This window comes from Corynebacterium otitidis ATCC 51513, from assembly GCF_000296405.1.
In the GTDB taxonomy this organism is placed as follows: Bacteria; Actinomycetota; Actinomycetes; order Mycobacteriales; family Mycobacteriaceae; genus Corynebacterium; species Corynebacterium otitidis.
Map to the genome: position 1 here is coordinate 427,043 of NZ_JH815194.1, position 16,553 is coordinate 443,595.

Below are 16,553 nucleotides of genomic sequence, written 5' to 3' on the forward strand. Positions count from 1 at the left end.
CTGCGCGTGCCCGCCGCGGCGTGCGGGCTCGTGGGCTTCAAGCCCGCCCACCGGGCGCGCCGCGGGCGGCTCGCGGCCTCGGGCGTGATCACCCGCACCGTCGCCGACCAGGCGCTCGTCCACGGGCTCGAGCCCGCGCGGCCCGGGCGGGTGCGCGTCGGGGTGCTCACCGAACCACTCTTCGGGCGGCGATCCGCGGGCCCGCGGTGGGCCGAGGCGGCGCGCCGCGCAGCCGCGCTCCTCGAGGAGGCCGGCGTGCCGACGATGCCGGTTCGGCCCCACCCCGACGCGGCCGGCTTCTTCGCGGTGTTCCGGGTCCTCGTGCTCGCCGGCGCCGACGCCGCCGCGCCCGGCACGAGCCCGCTCGTGGCATACCTCGCGCGCCTCCGGGAGGGGCTCGACCGGCGGGCGTTCGCCCGCGCGGCGCACGCCCAGCAGCAGATCCTTCCCGCCGCGCGCCGCTTCTGGCCCGTCGACGCGCTGCTCACCCCGACGCTCGCGTTCGACCCGCCCGAGCTCGGCGCGTTCTCCCGCCTGTCGCCCGAGGAGGACTTCCTCGCGCAGACCGACTGGACGCCGTGGGGCTCGCTGGCAAACCTCACCGGCGCGCCCGCGATCAGCGTGCCCATGCCGGCGGGCGACGGCCAGCGGCTGCCGCCGTCCATCCAGCTCATTGGGCTGAACCTGGGAGACTCCCGGCTGCTCGGTCTCGCGGGTCTGCTCGCCGCCTGAGCCGCCGGTGCGCGGGCCCCGCGGGGTTTCTCAACGCCCCACCAGGGGCATAGTCTGTTGCGCATGACTCCATCCCACGGGCGCTCGGAGGAGGACGGCGAGTTCCTCCTCGGCGCGAGCGGCCAGCCGCTGCGCGACCGTTACGGCCGGCCGATCAGGCGCCGCGGGCCGCGCCACTCCGGCCCGGAGCAGGCGCCCCGCGAGGAGGCGCCGCGCCCGCCGGAGGCGGAGCCCACCCGGGTGCTGCCCCCGCGCAACCAGGCCCCGAAAAACCAGCCCCCGGCCCGGCCCGCGGAAACCCGCATGCTCGCCGACAACGACGCCCCGGCCCGGCCCCGCCAGTACATCCCCAGCCCCGAGGAGCGCCGCGCCGCCGCGCGGGAGCAGGCCAGGCAGCGCGCCTACGAGACGCGCCGCGCCGAGCCCTTCCCCGAGGAGCGCGAGGCGCCCAGGCCCCGCCGGCGCCGTCGCGGCGGGTTCCGCCTGCCGCGGCCGCGCGGCTGCGGCTGCACCCTGCCCATCGTCGTGCTCCTCGTCGCGCTCGTCGGGCTCGTCGTGTGGGGCGACGCGCGCCTCACAAGGGTGGCCTACCAGCCGCCCGAGCCGATCGCGTCGACCGCGGGCGCGAACTGGCTGCTCGTCGGCTCCGACTCGAGGGAGGGCCTCGACGAGGAGGACCGCGCGAGGCTCGGGACCGGCGACGTCGAGGGCTCCGGGCGCACCGACACGATCATGGTGCTCCACCTGCCTACCTTTGGCACCCCGACGCTGGTGTCCCTGCCGCGCGACTCGTACGTCGAGGTGCCCGGCTACGGGATGGACAAGCTCAACGCCGCGTTCGCCTACGGCGGGCCGCCCCTGCTCACCCAGACCGTCGAGCAGGCCACGGGCCTAAGCATCGACCACTACGCCGAGATCGGCATGGGTGGGCTCGCCGGCGTCGCCGACGCCGTCGGCGGGGTGGAGATCTGCCCCGACGAGCCGATCGACGACCCGCTGGCGAACCTCTCCATCGAGGCGGGCTGCCAGACGCTCGACGGGCCCGACGCGCTCGGCTACGTGCGCACCCGCGCGACCGCCAACGGCGACCTCGACCGCGTGGAGCGGCAGCGCGAGTTCTTCTCCGCGCTCACCGACAAGATCACCTCGCCGGCGACGCTCATCAACCCGTTCCGCGCGCTGCCGCTGTTCTCCCGGGTGGCGGGCTCCTTCACCGTCGGCGACGGCGACCACGTCTGGCACCTCGCGCGCGTGGCGCTCGCGATGCACGGCGGGCTCAACACCGAGACCGCGCCGATCGCGACGTTCATGGACACCGACGTCGGCAACGTCGTCGTGTGGGACGACGCCGCCGCCGAGGAGCTCTTCGGCTCGCTGCGCTAGGCGCCTAGCGTCGCGCCGGCGACCTCCGGCTCGTTGGTCGCCACGACGTCGACGCCCTGGCGCCGCGCGAAGAGCAGGTCGCGCGGCCGGTCCACGGTCCACAGGTACGTCGGCTGCGTAAGGCGGCTGGGCAGCTCCGGCTGGCCGCGCAGCCGCCGCAGCGAGAAGCCCACGGTCGTCGCGCCCGTCACCCGATCGGCGAGCGGGTAGATCGGCGCGAGCGGGTCGCGGCGCAGCTGCACCCGGTCGAGGCGCGGCGCGCCGTCGCGCACGAGCGCCACGGCCCGCGGCGAGAACGAGATGACGTGGATGCGCGGCTCGCTAAGAAGTCCGCGCCGCCTAAGCAGCCCAAGCACCGCGGCGGTGACCGGCCCGGCGCGACGCTCGACCTTGATCTCGAGGTAGAGGTGCTTGTCGGTGGCGAGCACGAGGTCGAGCAGCTCGTCGAGCAGCAGGATCCCCACCTGCCCCGGCGGGGTGAGGGCGCGCAGCTCGTCGAGCGTTAGGCGCGCGACCGGGCGGCCTGCGCCCTCGCCGGCGCGCAGCGCGGGGTCGTGGTGGATGACCACCTCGCCGCTGGCGCACAGCCGCGCGTCGCACTCGACGCCGTGGATGGGTAGCTCGAGGGCGCGGGCGAAGGCCAGCGCAGTGTTTTCCGGGTAGCGGCCGGAGTAGCCGCGGTGGGCGACGATGCGCACGAGGAGTCCTCCCTTAAAAGGTGGCGGCGCCCCGCGGGCCCGCTACGCCGCCCCGCAGGCCACGCCGGTGGAGTGCACCGGGCAGTAGCCGTCGGGGTTCTTGTGCAGGTACTGCTGGTGCTCGTCCTCGGCGAGGTAGAACTCGCCGGCGTCGGTCTCGGCGAGGGGGCGGACCTCGGTGGTGACCTCCCCGTAGCCGTGCTCGGCGAGGCGGCTGCCGTAGCCGGCGACGATGCCGCGGATCTCCTCGGCCTCGGCGGCGGCGTCGGGGCCCTCCGTGTAGAACGCGGAGCGGTACTGGGTGCCCACGTCGTTGCCCTGCCTGAAGCCCTGGGTGGGGTCGTGGGCCTCGAGGGCGGCGGCGACGATCTCGCGCAGCGCGATGCGCTCCGGGTCGTAGACCACACGCACAACCTCGACGTGGTTGGTGCGCCCGGTGCACACCTCCCGGTAGGTGGGGTTCGGGGTGATCCCGCCGGCGTAGCCCACTGCGGTGGACTCCACGCCGGGCAGCTGCCACAGCAGCTTCTCCGCGCCCCAGAAGCAGCCGATGCCGACGAGCACGGTGCGCTGGTTCTCGCGCCACGGCCCGGTGATCGGGGTGCCGAGCACCGCGTGGGGCCGCGGCTCGGCGAGCACCGGGTGATCGCCCCCGTGGAGCGCCTCGTCGCGGCCGACGAGCTTCGGCGCGGCGCCAAACAGCCAACCCATGGTGTCCTCTCCTCTCCCCGGCCCGCCCCCTTTAAGTCGGCGCGGGCCGGCGCGTTTTTCATGCTCCTGACCTCGCTGCCAAGGATAGGGCTTCCGGGCCCGCTCGGCGCGCCGAGCGACGCGGCGGAGTCGATCCCACCCCGACCCCGGGCCGTCGTGTGGCCCCGGATATATCTGGCGATATTGTGACCGGATAAACTGAGTGATTATGGCTCGGGACACGGGGGACACGGGAGAGGGAATCCGCCGCGGCACCGTGGAGTATCGCCGGGCGATCCTCGGGCTGCTGGCCACCGGCCTGGCGACGTTCATCTCCATCTACCCGACCCAGGCGATCCTCCCGGCCCTCGTCGAGGACCTCGACCTCACCGCGACGGGCGCGGCGCTCACCGTCTCCTCGACGACCGGGGCGCTCGCGCTGTCGATCATCCCGCTCGTCGAGGTCTCCGAGAAGTGGGGCCGCGGCCGGGTCATGCGCCTCACGCTGGCGCTCGCGGTGCTCATCGGTCTCGCGCTGCCGTTCGCCGCGAACCCGGCGATCCTCATCGCGCTGCGCACCCTGCAGGGCGTCGCGCTCGCCGGGGTGCCCGCGGTGACGATGACGTGGATCCGCGAGGAGATCCACGCCCGCGACGCGCCGCGGGTCATGGGCCTCTACATCGCGGGCAACACCGTCGGCGGGATCCTCTCCAGGCTCGTGCCCTCGAGCATGCTCGAATTCGGCTCCTGGCGACTGGGCCTCGGCGCCGCGACGATCATCGCCGTCATCACCGGCCTCGCCGCGGTCGCGCTGCTGCCTAGGCAGCGCCACCACACCCCGCGGGAGATCAGGCTCCTTCCCGAGCTGCGGCTCATCGCCGCGCAGCTGAGGCACTGGCGGCTCGTGCGCTTCTTCCTCATCTCGCTCATCGGGCAGGGCGTGTTCGTGTCCGTGTTTAACTACGCGAGCTTCCGGCTGATGAACCAGCTGGGCCTAAGCGAGTCCCAGGTGGGCCTCGTGTTCCTCCTCTATCTCTTCGGTACCTACACCTCGGCGCGGGCGGGGTTCATCGCCGAGCGCTTCGGGCGGGGCCGCACGCTCGCCGCGGGCGCGACGGGGATGGCAATCGCGGTCGCGCTGCTCGCCCCCGCCCAGCTGTGGAGCATCGTCATCGGCATCGGGCTGTTTACCGGCTCGTTTTTCCTCGTCCACTCGACGAGTTCCGCGTGGGTCTCTGTCGCCTCCCCGCACCCGGCGCAGGCCTCGAGCATGTACATGTTCGCCTTTTACGTGGGCAGCTCCGCGGTCGGCTGGGCGACCGGCCTGCTGCTCGACGCGGGCGGCTGGCCGATGTTCATCGCCGGGCTCGGGGTGCTCTCCGGGGCGATTGTTGCGATCGCGTTCCACATTCTCGCCGCCGAGCGGCGCCGCTAACGCCGAGCCGGCGCGCCTGGCAGTCGAATAGGTAAGCTGTGCGTGAGATGAACGCGCGGCTCGCACGGCGCGGCGCCCCGACTGACCAGACCGAGGAAGGACTGATAGGACCAATGGGGATCGTGAAGTTCCTGCGAAAGCGTCGCAATAAGGCGAAATCGGAGATTAAGGCGGCCACGGCGCGGGCCAAGGCGGAGGTTCAGAGCCGCGCGAAGCGCGAGCAGCACCTGCAGAAGGTGCTCGCGAAGCAGGAGAAGCAGCTGCTGCGCGCCGAGCAGAAGGGCCTCAAGGCGAAGCGGAAGCACCAGCAGAAGATGGCGAAGACCGAGCTCGAGAAGCTCAAGGCCGGCACCATCAACAAGGACAACGTCACCCGCGCGATCGGCGTGTCGCGGCTGCTCGTGCCGCTTCTCCTGCCGCTCGCCTACCGGGGGCTCACCGCGCTCAAGGAGCGGGAGCGCCGCGCCACCGCGCGCTCCTACGGCGTCGCCCCGGAGGAGCTCGCGAAGTTCAGCGGCTATTCCGCCCCGCACCGCGCGCGGATCTACGCGATCCGCAAGAACCTCAACGAGGACGACCGGCTGCCCGCCGGTTTTGTGCGCGACATGGAAACCTGGCTCGACGAGCTCGAGGCGCCGCTCGCGAACGCCGAATACATGGCCCCGAAGCAGCGCCGCAATATTTTCCGCGGCGTCGCGCGGGATTTGGACCGGGTCACCGACCAGGTCCACCAGAAGCTCAGCGGCCAGCGCGTCTAAGAGTTTCCGCGGCTCGCCGCCTATCCCTCCCGCCCCGGGCGAACACCCGCCCGGGGCGGTTTTTCGTCCCGTTCCGGGGCCGTGCCGCACCTCACGAGCCACCGCCGCGCCGATTGGCCACAATTTCTCCGCGGGCCTGCACTTCTCGTGTTCGGTTATGTATTCTGTAGGGCATAAGAGCACGAGCACGCCGAACATAAGGAGCGACAGGTGGCACGCAAAGAGATCACCCAGTACTTCGACGACATTGATTCCACGCCGCTGGAGGAGGACCAGGTGCGGGTCGTTCATTTCTCCTATGGGAAAAACGATTACACGATCGACCTGTCCGAGGAGAACGCCCGGCGCTTCGACGAGGTTATCCGACCCTATATCGAAAACGCGCGCAAGCGCGTGACGCCCACCCAGGGCACCCGCCGCAGCACCGGCCAGACGCGGAACTCCCGCGCCCGCGAGATCCGCCAGTGGGCGCTCGACCAGGGCAAGAACGTCTCGACGCGCGGCAAGATCCCCGCGGACATCATCGAGGCCTACAACCTCGCCCATTCCTAGAGCTTTAGCGACAACGGCGCGCCCCGGGGGCGCCGCGGCATGGCCGGCGGGACGACGCTTCCCACACCGGCCAGGCCGCGGCGCCCCGCGCGCGTCTGCGGGCCCTCGCGGGGGCTGTAGTTACTGGATGATGCCGCGGTCGCGGGCCAGGGCCACCGCGCTCGTGCGGGAGCGCACCCCGAGCTTGTCGTAGATGTGCACGAGGTGGGACTTCACGGTCGCCTCGGAGAGCATGAGCGTCTGGCCAATCTCCCGGTTCGAGGAGCCGTGCGCCACGAGCGAGAGCACCTCGAGCTCGCGGGGGGTCAGCGAGCTGCGCGGGGTGCGCACCCGCGTCATGAGCCGGTCCGCCACCACCGGGGAGAGCGCCGAGTCGCCCTCCGCGGCGGCATGCACGGCGTTGATGAGCTCGGCGGGCGGGGCGTCCTTGAGGAGGTAGCCCTCGGCGCCCGCCTCGATCGCGCCGAGGATGTCGGCGTCGGTGTCGTAGTTCGTCACGACGAGCACCGCCGGCGGGTTCTCCGAGGAGCCCTTGATCTGCCGGGTCGCCTCCGCGCCCGTGGTGAGCCGCGCGCCCTCGACGCCGGCGCCGAAGCGCAGGTCCATGAGCACGACGTCGATGCCGCCGGACGTGGCCGCCGCGACGGCGGCCTCGGCGGTGGCGACCTCGCCGATGACCTCGATGTCGTCGGCCCCGTCGAGGATCGACCGAAGGCCCAGCCGCACGATCTCGTGATCGTCGGCCAGCAGGACACGGATGACGTCGCGCGCCACGGAACCTCCCTGTACTCTCCGCCTAGCCCGCCCGGCCCGGTGGACGGGGCGGGGCTGTCGGGACCGGTCCGCCTCGGCGGACCGCCTTTTGATGGATCAGTGTAGCGCCTGTCCGTACTACGACGAAGAGGCGATCCCACCCCCGCGCAGTGTGCCGCGGGGCTACTCCTCGTCCGCGCTCCCCGCGGCCGGAATGGCGACGCTCAAGGCCGTCGGCCCGCCCGGGCGCGACTCGATGGAGAGCTCCCCGCCGACGTCGGCGGCGCGCCGCCGGATCGCATCCAAGCCCACGTGGCCGACCCTGGCGGCGACGTCCTCGGGGTCGAAGCCCTTGCCGTTGTCGACGACGTCGAGGCGCACCTCGTCGGGCGCGAAGCCCAGCGTCACCCGGCAGGCCGACGCGTCGGCGTGCTTGACGACGTTGCCGAGCGCGCCCTGCGCGATGCGCAGGATCGCCGCCTCCACGGTCATGGGCAGCTGGCGGGCGTCGCCATCGACGTCGACGTCGATGCCCACCCCGCCCGACTCGGCGAAGCTTTCCGCGACGCGGCGCAGCGCCGACTCCAGCGAGGTGCGGGTAAGCGCCGCCGGCTGGAGAGCCGCGATCATCGCGCGCGCCTCGGCGAGGTTCTCCGCGGCGGTGCGCCTCGCCTGCGCCATGCGCCGCGCCACCGGCTCGGCGGCCGCCTCGTCCAGGCCGGTGGCCTGGAGGTCGCGGTCCGCGGCGTAGAGCAGCATCTGGATGCTCGAGAGCCCCTGGGCGACGGTGTCGTGGATCTCGTGGGCGATGCGCTCGCGCTCCGCGGCGACGCCGGCGCGCCGCTGCGTGTCGGCGAGCTCCCCGCGGGTCGCGACGAGCTGGTCGATGAGCCGCTGGCGCTCGACGTTGACGCGGGCGACGGCTCGGAACGCGTAGTAGATCGCCACGACGACGAGCGCCGCCGAGGCGGGCCCCAGGACCGCTCCCGGGGTGAGGCCGTTGGGGATCTGCCAGGCGATGGACAGCGCGGTGGACGCGGCGACCGCGAGGATGCCCCGCCAGTCGTCGAAGACCCTCATGTAGACGAAGTAGAGGGTGATGACGAGGTAGACGCCCACCGTGGTGAGCGTCATGAGCGCGAGCCACAGCACGGTGAGCACGGCGAGCCACGCGTACTGCCCGCCGCGCGGCCAGTCGCGCCACAGCGAGGAGCCGAAGAAATACGCGAAGCCGAAGGCGACGCACGCCGCGATGCCGGCGGCCGCCGCGTCGAGCGGGCGGCCCGCGGCGGCGGCCCCGGTCACCACGAGGAACACCGAGGTCACCACGTGAATGCCCGTGGTGAGTGACTGCTCGCCGCTGGGCGTCGACGTCAAGGTCGTGTCGACCCCCGCGGGCTCCGGCGCGGGAAGTTTCTGGTCGCGGCCCGCCCCCTCTAAGCTTGTGGCCATGCACCGAACCTTACCCGTGGCACTTCGCCGGATCGCGGCCCTCGGCGCGGCCGCGGGTCTCGCCGCCGGGCTCGCGGCCTGCGACTCCGCGCCCGGCGGGGAGGACGAGGAGACGCAGGCAGCCTCCCCCGAGGAGCAGGCCCAGGAGGTCGCCGACAACGACCAGGGGCTGCCCGCCGACGCGCGCCCCGAGCCGCCCGAGGGCGCCTCCGCATGGAACCCGTGCCCCTACCTCGACGAGGAGTGGGTCTCCGACACAAACGGCCAGCGCACCCTCGCCGTCGACATCGACGAACGCTTCGACGTGCCGGCGTGCGTGTTCTGGTCCTACGACGAGGGCCCGCACCTGCAGGTGCTCGTGCGCCACATGGCCAACGAGTTCGCCGCAGAGGACGTCGTCAACACCTTCGCGCCGGTGGACTTCACCACGCTCGCCGAGGAGCCCTCCGGATGGGACGGCGGCCGCGGCAACGCCGAGACGATCCCCGACTTCGACGGGGCCGTCTACGCGGTGCAGAAGGACAACGTCGCCGTCGTGGTCCTCACCAACCAGATGCAGTCGGTCAAGGCCGAGAGCGTCGCCGTCGAGGCGATCAACAACCTCGGCCTCTAGGCCGAAGGCCGCGGCAGCGAGAAGGCCGGCCCTCCCCCTTTTCAGCTTGGGGAGGGCCGGCCTCGTCTCGTCTTAACCCTGCTTAGCCCACCTCGACGTCGTTGTAGGGCATGAGCTGCGAGAGCCACGGGAAGACGACCTCCATGAGGAGGAAGAACACCGCGGCGAGCAGCACGAGCAGCTCGACGAGCTTCAGCCACGTCGGGCCGGGCAGGTAGTACCACAGATACCGATACATCGTTTAACTCCTAGGCGTTCTCGAGCTCGGCGGGCGGGCCCTCGGACTTCGGCTTGCTCTCCACGAGCATGGCGTGGACGATCATGCGCTCCGCGTTGGAGAACTGCGGGTGGCAGGTCGTCAGCGTGATGAGGGCCTCGAGGTCCTCGTTGGTCTCCATCGTCCCGGAGCCCGGCAGCGGCTCGAGCACGCTCACGTCGGTGGGCACCGTGATGTGGCGGCCCTCGACCCCGGCGTAGTCGCCGCTGCCAATGCGCTCGACCTGCTCCGGCCGGAAGCACTCCGCGGCCTGCGCCTGCCGGTCGGCGCCCGCCTCGATGGGCAGCACCCGGTAGGTGTCCCACGAGGACTGCGTCTCGACGACGATCGAGTCGCACACGTTGAGCTTCCCGAGGTCGTTGAACGGCGCGCCCTTGCCGACGCGGTGGCCGGCGACCGCGAAGTTCCCCGTCTCGCCGGGCATCTGCGTGTCCGTGTAGCGGCCCGGGCCGACGAGTAGGTCCTCGTCGGACGTGCCCTCGAGGACCGCGAACTGGAAGTCCGAGCCGAAGCTCGGGATGTAGAGCCGCGCGAACGCCTCGCCGAGCTGCGGGGTGACGGTGCCGCGCGGGTTGACGCGGCCGTTCTCCCAGTCGTCGCTCAGCCCCTGGGCCGCCTCGTTCTGCAGACGGCCGGAGTTCACGTTCGTCCAGTAGGCCTCGTAGAAGACGAACAGGAAGCACAAAAGCCCGATGGTGAGGAACAGCTCGCCGACGACCTGAAGGGCGGTCGGGCGCGGCGGCTTCTTCTTCGCCTTCTTGCGCTTGCGTCCGACCGGCTCGGGCTCAGGGCTGGGGGCGGGCTCGGCGGTCGGGCGCGAGCCCCGCGGCGGCGGGGGCACCTGGCCCGCGGCGAGCCGCACCGTGTTATCCCGCGGCGCGGCGCCGGCCTTCGGGGTGCGGCCGATCGGCCGGCCGTAGCGATCGACCCGCGCCTGGGCGCGGCCCTGCCGCTGCTGGGCGCCAGGCCGATCGGGGCGCTCGTAGTAGTCGAGGCCGCTCGTCTGGCGCGCGTCGGCGCCCCCGGCGTGGCGGCTCGGCCGCCGCTGCTCGCCCGGGGAGCCGCCCAGTCCCCGAGACCGGTCGGCTACGGACGAGTCCGTAGAGGAGTGCTTTGGCATGGGACATAGTCTATCGGCGATGATCCAATGCAGCCTCATCGCAACACGGAGATTTCGCTGAAAAAACCATGAGCGGGGCCCGGCACCGCCGTGAGAAAGCTAAATCGAGTAATCGGCCGGCGGCGCGGCAAGCATCTGGCGGGCCATGTCGCGAGCCGTGTTGAGGGGCTCGAGGGAACGCACGAGTCGACTACCGGCAAGCCCGCCGTCGAGGAAGATGAGCAGCTGGTTCGCCTGGCTGCCGCTGGGGTACTTGTTCTTCTCAGTGAGGAGCTCAGTCAGCGTGTCACGACACCACCGGCGGTGTTCCATGACGGTCGCGACGATGTCGCGCTCCGCGTCGGTCTCCGGGCGGGGATACTCGTTCGCGGCGTTTTGAAAGTATGAGCCCCGGAAATTCGACGCAGTCATGTCGTCGAGGCTCTGGTCGAAGAACGCGAGGACCTTCTCCTCCGGGGTCGCGGCGTCCTTGGTGCGCTCGCGCCACGCCTCGCGCCACTTGGCGTCGAGCTGCTCGAGGTACGCGACGACGAGCGCGTCCTTAGACCCGAACAGCGAATAGAGCGACGCCTTCGCGACGTCGGCCTCGCGCAGGATCCGGTCGATGCCGATGACGCGGATGCCCTCGGCGGTGAAGAGGGCCGTCGCCGCCGCCAGCAGCCGCTCGCGGGGGGCTGGCCGGGACCTGCGGCTGGAGGTCTTCCTCCTCGACTTCGTCGCGCCGCCCTGGCCCTTCCTCGCTGCCACGATGCCAGCCCCTCCTCACAGACAGAGTGATTGTCGCTTGCTTCCGATACGCATCGCGGGCCCGACGCTCGGCCGATCACGGTGCGGTGCGGACGCCTATTCTAGACAATCCTGTTCACTTACCGGTTAATCGGCTCGCCGGGCCCGCGAAATGCGGCAGGTTAATCCTTGGTGGGTCGCACGATCTCCACGGGGACGGAGGCGGACTGAAGCAGCGCCCGCGAGGTGGAGCCCAGGAGCATGCCGCGGAAGCCACCGCGGCCGTGCGAGCCCAGCACCACGAGCTGCGCGTCCTTGGAGTTCTGCTCGAGGGCGCGGACGGGGCTGTTGCGCACGATCAGCACCTCGACCTCGACGTCGGGGAACTCCTTGCGGTGCGGCTCTAGGAGCTTCTCGACCTGGGCCTTCTGCTCCTTCTCAATGCTCTCCCAGTCGTGCTGGACCTCGACCACGCCGGGCAGCGGCGAGGAGGACTGCGAATCGAGCCAGGTGTGCACCGCGCGGAGCTTCGCGCCGCGGGTATCCGCCTCCTTGAAGGCCTCGGCGGTGGCCTTCGCGGAGATATCGGAGCCGTCGACACCGACGACGACCGGGCCGTACTTGTTCTTCTCGGTGACCTCGGCGTCCTCGCGGACGACGACAACCGGCGACGACGCGTGCGACACCACGCCGGCCGATACCGAGCCCATGATGATCCCGGAGAGGTTTCCGAGGCCGCGGGACCCCATGACGATCAGGGGCACCTCCTCGGAAAGCCGGAGCAGCAGGTCGACAGGCGAGCTCTCAGCGATGGTCTCCTCGATGTGCAGGTCGGGGACTACCTCCTGCGCGATGCCGCGGGCCTCCTCGATGGTCTCCTTCGCCTGAGCCTCCAGGTCGTCGAACAGCTCCTGCGGCGGGGTCATCCCCTCCGAGAAAAGGTAACGGGGAATCGTGAAGCTGGTCACCAGCCGCAGGGGCAGGCCGCGCTTGTTGGCGGTGTTTGCCGCCCACCGGACGGCAGCCTGGGATGCCTTCGAACCATCGACGGCGACGACGACGCTGTTTTCAGTGGCCATAGTCTCCCTAACCTCCTTAAGATCTATGCTGATCGGCCCCTCGGGCACAAGCCCCATTCTACTCCGCCACAGTGGGGCTGTACAGGATTGTGGATCACATATTCTGGGCACGAACTTCGACGCAACCAGGCAAAATTGGGCAGACGACGTAAACAACAACCGCTTCCCGTCAGGGACGGGCTCAACCCTTCGCGGGCGCGGGTGACAGGCACAGGTCCGGTGAAGGCGCTGGACTTCCTCCGGGCCGTCGTCGAGGGACAGAGGCACCGCCACCCCGCGGATGATGACGCCGCCATCGCGCGGAGATTCATGGACGGTCAGGTGGTCGACGGGCGAGGACGCACGCTCACCGGAGCCGAGAATCTGGAGCCAGGCACCGATGTGTGGTTTTACAGGATGCCCGCCCCGGAGACGCCCGTCCCCGGGGATCTGAGGCGCATATACGAGGACGACAGGATCCTTGTCGTACACAAACCGCCGTTCTTGGCAACCACACCAAAGGGACGACACATCACGCAGACCGTGACGACGATCCTGCGACGCAGCCTGAGCAACCCACAGTTGTCGCCGGTTCACCGTCTCGACCGGCTGACGGAAGGGCTGCTCATACTCGCCAAGCACGAGCAATATCGAGGTGCATATCAGCGTTTGTTCGAGGCGCGGGCCGTCGAGAAGCGATACAAGGCGCTGGCGCCTTTCGACCCGGCGGTGGCGTCGAACCTACCGACGACGATAAGCAACCGGATCGTTAAAAACGTTGGCACATTGCAGGCACACGTAGAGGACGGGGAGAGTAACGCCACGACTGCCGTCCACGGCATCAAGCCGGTGTGTGCCCAACACAGTGGCCAGGAAGTGGGCGAATACGACCTCCGCCCGGCAACTGGCAAGACCCACCAGCTAAGACTGCACATGGCGCAGATGGGGATTGCTATCTGTAACGACCCGCTGTATCCCACCGTGACTACTGGCGCGGACGAGCCGGACGACTACAACAGCCCTCTACGATTGTGCTGTACCGAGTTGAGCTTCGCGGATCCCATCAGCGGCACACCAGTGAAATTCGAAACCACACCATCTTGGCGCGACAGATGCTACCGATGATTACGAGCAACCACGAAAATCAAGCATGGCCGACGCCAGTTTAGCTTTGCAACGGCCAGAGCAGACTGGCTGAGCGTCTTCGGCCTACGGCCACCAACGCTGAAAATCGGCCCTCGCGCTGTCCCGTGGACCCGGACGCGGAACGATCAAAAGACGACGGCCACGTCGTGACACGGGGAATGAACCCGCGCATGCAAAAAAGAGGTGTGGAGTGCACCAGCCCAAAACCACAACCGGCCCCAGGCGGGATACACCCCACACCCCAAAATATATTGAAGAATACGTGTTGGCGGTAACCTACTCTCCCACACCCCACCAGGTGCAGTACCATCAGCGTGAATGGGCTTAGCTACCGGGATCGGAACGGAACCGGGCGGACCCCCACCACCATCAACCACCAACACAAACCACAACACAACACCACAAACAGGTGCTGCGCCAGACACCACACAGCAGACACAACCCACGACCACATATTGATTGCGGCAAACCAACCCACCAGCAGCCATACAGCCACCAAAAACAAAGTGTTTTCGAGTCGGTGAATTAGTACCGGTCACCTCAACACCCCTTCACAGAGCTTCCAGCCCCGGCCTATCAACCCCATCATCTCTAGGACACCTCAAAAGAAACCTCATCTCGGAACAGGCTTCCCGCTTAGATGCTTTCAGCGGTTATCCCTCCCGCACATAGCCAACCAGCAACACCCATGGCAGAATGACTGGCACACCAGAGGTACGTCCATCCCGGTCCTCTCGTACTAGGGACAGCCTTCCACAAGTTTCCACGCGCGCGGCGGATAGAGACCGAACTGTCTCACGACGTTCTAAACCCAGCTCGCGTGCCGCTTTAATGGGCGAACAGCCCAACCCTTGGGACCAACTCCAGCCCCAGGATGCGACGAGCCGACATCGAGGTGCCAAACCATCCCGTCGATATGAACTCTTGGGGAAGATCAGCCTGTTATCCCCGGGGTACCTTTTATCCGTTGAGCGACACCCCAACCGCAAGGAGATGCCGGATCACTAGTCCCAACTTTCGTTCCTGCTCGAGCAGTCACTCTCACAGTCAAGCTCCCTTATACACTTACACTCAACACCTGATTACCAACCAGACTGAGGGAACCTTTGGGCGCCTCCGTTACCATTTAGGAGGCAACCGCCCCAGTTAAACTACCCACCAGGCACTGTCCCCAACCCAGATCATGGGCCAAGGTTCAAGAGGCGCGGAACGACCAGAGTGGTATTTCACCAACAACTCCACCACACCTAGCGACGCAGCTTCACAGTCTCCCACCTATCCTACACAAACCGAACCACACCCCAATACCAAGCTATAGTAAAGGTCCCGGGGTCTTTTCGTCCTGCCGCGCGAAACGAGCATCTTTACTCGTACTGCAATTTCACCGGGCCTGTGGTCGAGACAGCAGGAAAGTCGTTACGCCATTCGTGCAGGTCGGAACTTACCCGACAAGGAATTTCGCTACCTTAGGATGGTTATAGTTACCACCGCCGTTTACTGGGGCTTAAATTCACCGCTACACCCACAAGCGTGGGCCCACAGCTCCTCGTAACCTTCCAGCACCGGGCAGGCGTCAGTCCGTATACATCAACCCAAGTTTTCGCACGGACCTGTGTTTTTAGTAAACAGTCGCTTTCCCCTAGCCTCTGCGACCACCCCACGCCCACCAACCGCAAGAGTCGGCGACCCAAGGTGGCTCCCCATCTCCCAAAGTTACGGGGACAATTTGCCGAATTCCTTAACCACAGTTCACCCGCAAGCCTTAGTATACTCAACCCAACTACCAGCGTCGGTTTCGGGTACGGGCAACACCACCACTCGCTTAGAGGCTTTTCTCGACAGCACAGGATCACCACCATCACCACCACAAGGTGGCTACGCATCACGCCTCACCCACAATGTGCGGCGGATTTACCAACCACACGGGCCACACGCTTACACCCCCACAACCAACCGGAGGCGTGGCTACCACACTGCGTCACCCCATCACTTGGCTACCACGCATCAGGCCCCACACCACACCCCGCAAAAACCAACAACCCCGAAAGGCTGTCGATCCGGGATGCGGCACAGTTAGTATCAACGCGTCACCATAAGAACACGGCAGCACCGGTACGGGAATATCAACCCGTTTCCCATCGACTACGCCCGACGGCCTCGCCTTAGGACCCGACTCACCCTGAGCAGACAAACTTCACCCAGGAACCCTTAGTCATACGGCCACCAGGATTCTCACCTGATTCATCGTTACTCATGCCTGCATTCTCACTCGCACGCACTCCACCACCCATCACCAGGCAGCTTCACCACACGCACGACGCTCCCCTACCCACCATGCAAACCATGGCGCCGCGGCTTCGGCGGTGTACTTAAGCCCCACTACATTCTCGGCGCAGAACCACTCGACCAGTGAGCTATTACGCACTCTTTCAAGGATGGCTGCTTCTAAGCCAACCTCCTGGCTGTCTTCGCGACCCCACATCCTTTCCCACTTAGCACACCCTTAGGGGCCTTAGCCGGCGATCTGGGCTGTTTCCCTCTCGACCAATGGAGCTTATCCCCCACAGTCTCACTGCCACACAACACGTCAATGGAATTCGGAGTTTGGCAGGTATCACTAAGACGCATAATCCCGCTCAACCAACCAGTCGCTCTACCTCCACCACGCTCAACATGCAACGCTGCACCTAAATGCATTTCGGGGAGAACCAGCTATCACGGAGTTTGATTAGCCTTTCACCCCTACCCACAACTCATCCCCGCAGTTTTCAACCTACGTGGGTTCGCGCCTCCACAACCTCTTACAGCTGCTTCACACTGGCCATGGGTAGATCACCCCGCTTCGGGTCCAGGACACGCCACTCAAACGCCCAACAAAGACTCGGTTTCCCTACGACTACCCCACAGGCGGGTTAACCTCGCGACGCGCCGCTGACTCGCAGGCTCATTCTTCAAAAGGCACGCCATCACCCAAAAGGCTCTGACGGCTTGTAGACACACAGTTTCAGGAACTATTTCACTCCCCTCCCGGGGTACTTTTCACCATTCCCTCACGGTACTATCCACTATCGGTCACACCATGTCATTCAGGCTTACCAGGCGGTCCCGGCAGATTCACAGCAGATTCCACGAGCCCGCTGCTACTCGGGAACACCATCAT

General features: G+C 67.8%; 15 protein-coding genes and 2 rRNA genes. 7 read left to right on the forward strand and 10 right to left on the reverse strand.

The annotated features are described in order from the left end of the window. Together HMPREF9719_RS07290 and HMPREF9719_RS07295 are read left to right on the forward strand one after the other, a co-directional pair. On the forward strand, positions 1-732 hold a 732-nt coding region (locus HMPREF9719_RS07290; RefSeq protein WP_038082834.1), incomplete at its 5' end, for an amidase family protein. Positions 733-795: 63 nt separating this feature from the next. Further along, positions 796-2,115 carry an LCP family protein gene (locus tag HMPREF9719_RS07295; RefSeq protein WP_004601353.1) on the forward strand — a complete coding sequence of 440 codons (1,320 nt, stop codon included), beginning with the start codon at positions 796-798 and terminating at the stop codon, positions 2,113-2,115. On the opposite strand, the gene HMPREF9719_RS07300 is transcribed toward HMPREF9719_RS07295, so the two are convergent. Beyond that, positions 2,112-2,813: a glycerophosphodiester phosphodiesterase family protein gene (locus HMPREF9719_RS07300; protein WP_004601354.1), complete on the reverse strand. Its 702-nt coding sequence runs from the start codon at positions 2,811-2,813 to the stop codon at positions 2,112-2,114. The two genes, HMPREF9719_RS07295 and HMPREF9719_RS07300, sit on opposite strands and share 4 nt — an antisense overlap. Positions 2,814-2,855: 42 nt before the next feature. Next, a complete protein-coding gene (gene msrA, locus HMPREF9719_RS07305) occupies positions 2,856-3,524 on the reverse strand; it encodes a peptide-methionine (S)-S-oxide reductase MsrA (RefSeq protein ID WP_004601355.1) in 669 nt (222 codons plus the stop codon). A gap of 208 nt (positions 3,525-3,732) precedes the next feature. Here msrA and HMPREF9719_RS07310 point away from each other — a divergent pair, with 208 nt between their 5' ends. From HMPREF9719_RS07310 to HMPREF9719_RS07320, 3 genes are all read left to right on the forward strand, one after another. Continuing rightward, positions 3,733-4,938 (forward strand): MFS transporter, encoded by a 1,206-nt coding sequence (locus HMPREF9719_RS07310; protein WP_004601356.1) that lies wholly within the window; start codon positions 3,733-3,735, stop codon positions 4,936-4,938. Between the two features lie 113 nt (positions 4,939-5,051). Beyond that, a complete protein-coding gene (locus HMPREF9719_RS07315; RefSeq protein ID WP_004601357.1) occupies positions 5,052-5,696 on the forward strand; it encodes a DUF6474 family protein in 645 nt (214 codons plus the stop codon). A 210-nt stretch (positions 5,697-5,906) separates the two neighbouring features. After that, positions 5,907-6,248 (forward strand): histone-like nucleoid-structuring protein Lsr2, encoded by a 342-nt coding sequence (locus tag HMPREF9719_RS07320; protein ID WP_004601358.1) that lies wholly within the window; start codon positions 5,907-5,909, stop codon positions 6,246-6,248. A 120-nt stretch (positions 6,249-6,368) separates the two neighbouring features. On the opposite strand, the gene HMPREF9719_RS07325 is transcribed toward HMPREF9719_RS07320, so the two are convergent. After that, positions 6,369-7,022, reverse strand: a complete 654-nt coding sequence (locus HMPREF9719_RS07325; protein WP_004601359.1) for a LuxR C-terminal-related transcriptional regulator — start codon at positions 7,020-7,022, stop codon at positions 6,369-6,371. Positions 7,023-7,184: 162 nt separating this feature from the next. Then, positions 7,185-8,453 (reverse strand): sensor histidine kinase, encoded by a 1,269-nt coding sequence (locus tag HMPREF9719_RS07330; RefSeq protein WP_004601973.1) that lies wholly within the window; start codon positions 8,451-8,453, stop codon positions 7,185-7,187. Here HMPREF9719_RS07330 and HMPREF9719_RS07335 point away from each other — a divergent pair. Next, entirely contained in the window at positions 8,452-9,066 is a 615-nt protein-coding gene (locus HMPREF9719_RS07335) for a DUF2020 domain-containing protein (protein ID WP_237737900.1), read from the forward strand. The two genes, HMPREF9719_RS07330 and HMPREF9719_RS07335, sit on opposite strands and share 2 nt — an antisense overlap. Positions 9,067-9,148: 82 nt before the next feature. Here HMPREF9719_RS07335 and HMPREF9719_RS09665 read toward each other — a convergent pair whose 3' ends face one another. The 4 genes from HMPREF9719_RS09665 to HMPREF9719_RS07355 all read right to left on the reverse strand — a co-directional run bounded on the left by HMPREF9719_RS09665 (position 9,149) and on the right by HMPREF9719_RS07355 (position 12,268). Further along, on the reverse strand, positions 9,149-9,304 hold the full coding sequence (locus HMPREF9719_RS09665) for a hypothetical protein (protein WP_004601362.1): 156 nt from the start codon (positions 9,302-9,304) through the stop codon (positions 9,149-9,151). Positions 9,305-9,314: 10 nt separating this feature from the next. Beyond that, positions 9,315-10,184: a class E sortase gene (locus HMPREF9719_RS09840; protein ID WP_081586449.1), complete on the reverse strand. Its 870-nt coding sequence runs from the start codon at positions 10,182-10,184 to the stop codon at positions 9,315-9,317. A gap of 378 nt (positions 10,185-10,562) precedes the next feature. After that, positions 10,563-11,210 carry a TetR/AcrR family transcriptional regulator gene (locus tag HMPREF9719_RS07350; RefSeq protein ID WP_004601364.1) on the reverse strand — a complete coding sequence of 216 codons (648 nt, stop codon included), beginning with the start codon at positions 11,208-11,210 and terminating at the stop codon, positions 10,563-10,565. Positions 11,211-11,371: 161 nt separating this feature from the next. Further along, entirely contained in the window at positions 11,372-12,268 is an 897-nt protein-coding gene (locus HMPREF9719_RS07355; protein ID WP_004601365.1) for a universal stress protein, read from the reverse strand. A gap of 219 nt (positions 12,269-12,487) precedes the next feature. On the opposite strand from HMPREF9719_RS07355, the gene HMPREF9719_RS07360 reads away from it, so the two are divergent. Further along, positions 12,488-13,372, forward strand: a complete 885-nt coding sequence (locus HMPREF9719_RS07360; RefSeq protein WP_237737901.1) for a pseudouridine synthase — start codon at positions 12,488-12,490, stop codon at positions 13,370-13,372. Between the two features lie 284 nt (positions 13,373-13,656). Here HMPREF9719_RS07360 and rrf read toward each other — a convergent pair. Continuing rightward, a 5S ribosomal RNA gene (rrf, locus tag HMPREF9719_RS07370) occupies positions 13,657-13,774 on the reverse strand. Between the two features lie 123 nt (positions 13,775-13,897). Further along, positions 13,898-16,553, reverse strand: a 23S ribosomal RNA gene (locus tag HMPREF9719_RS09450); the annotation flags it as partial.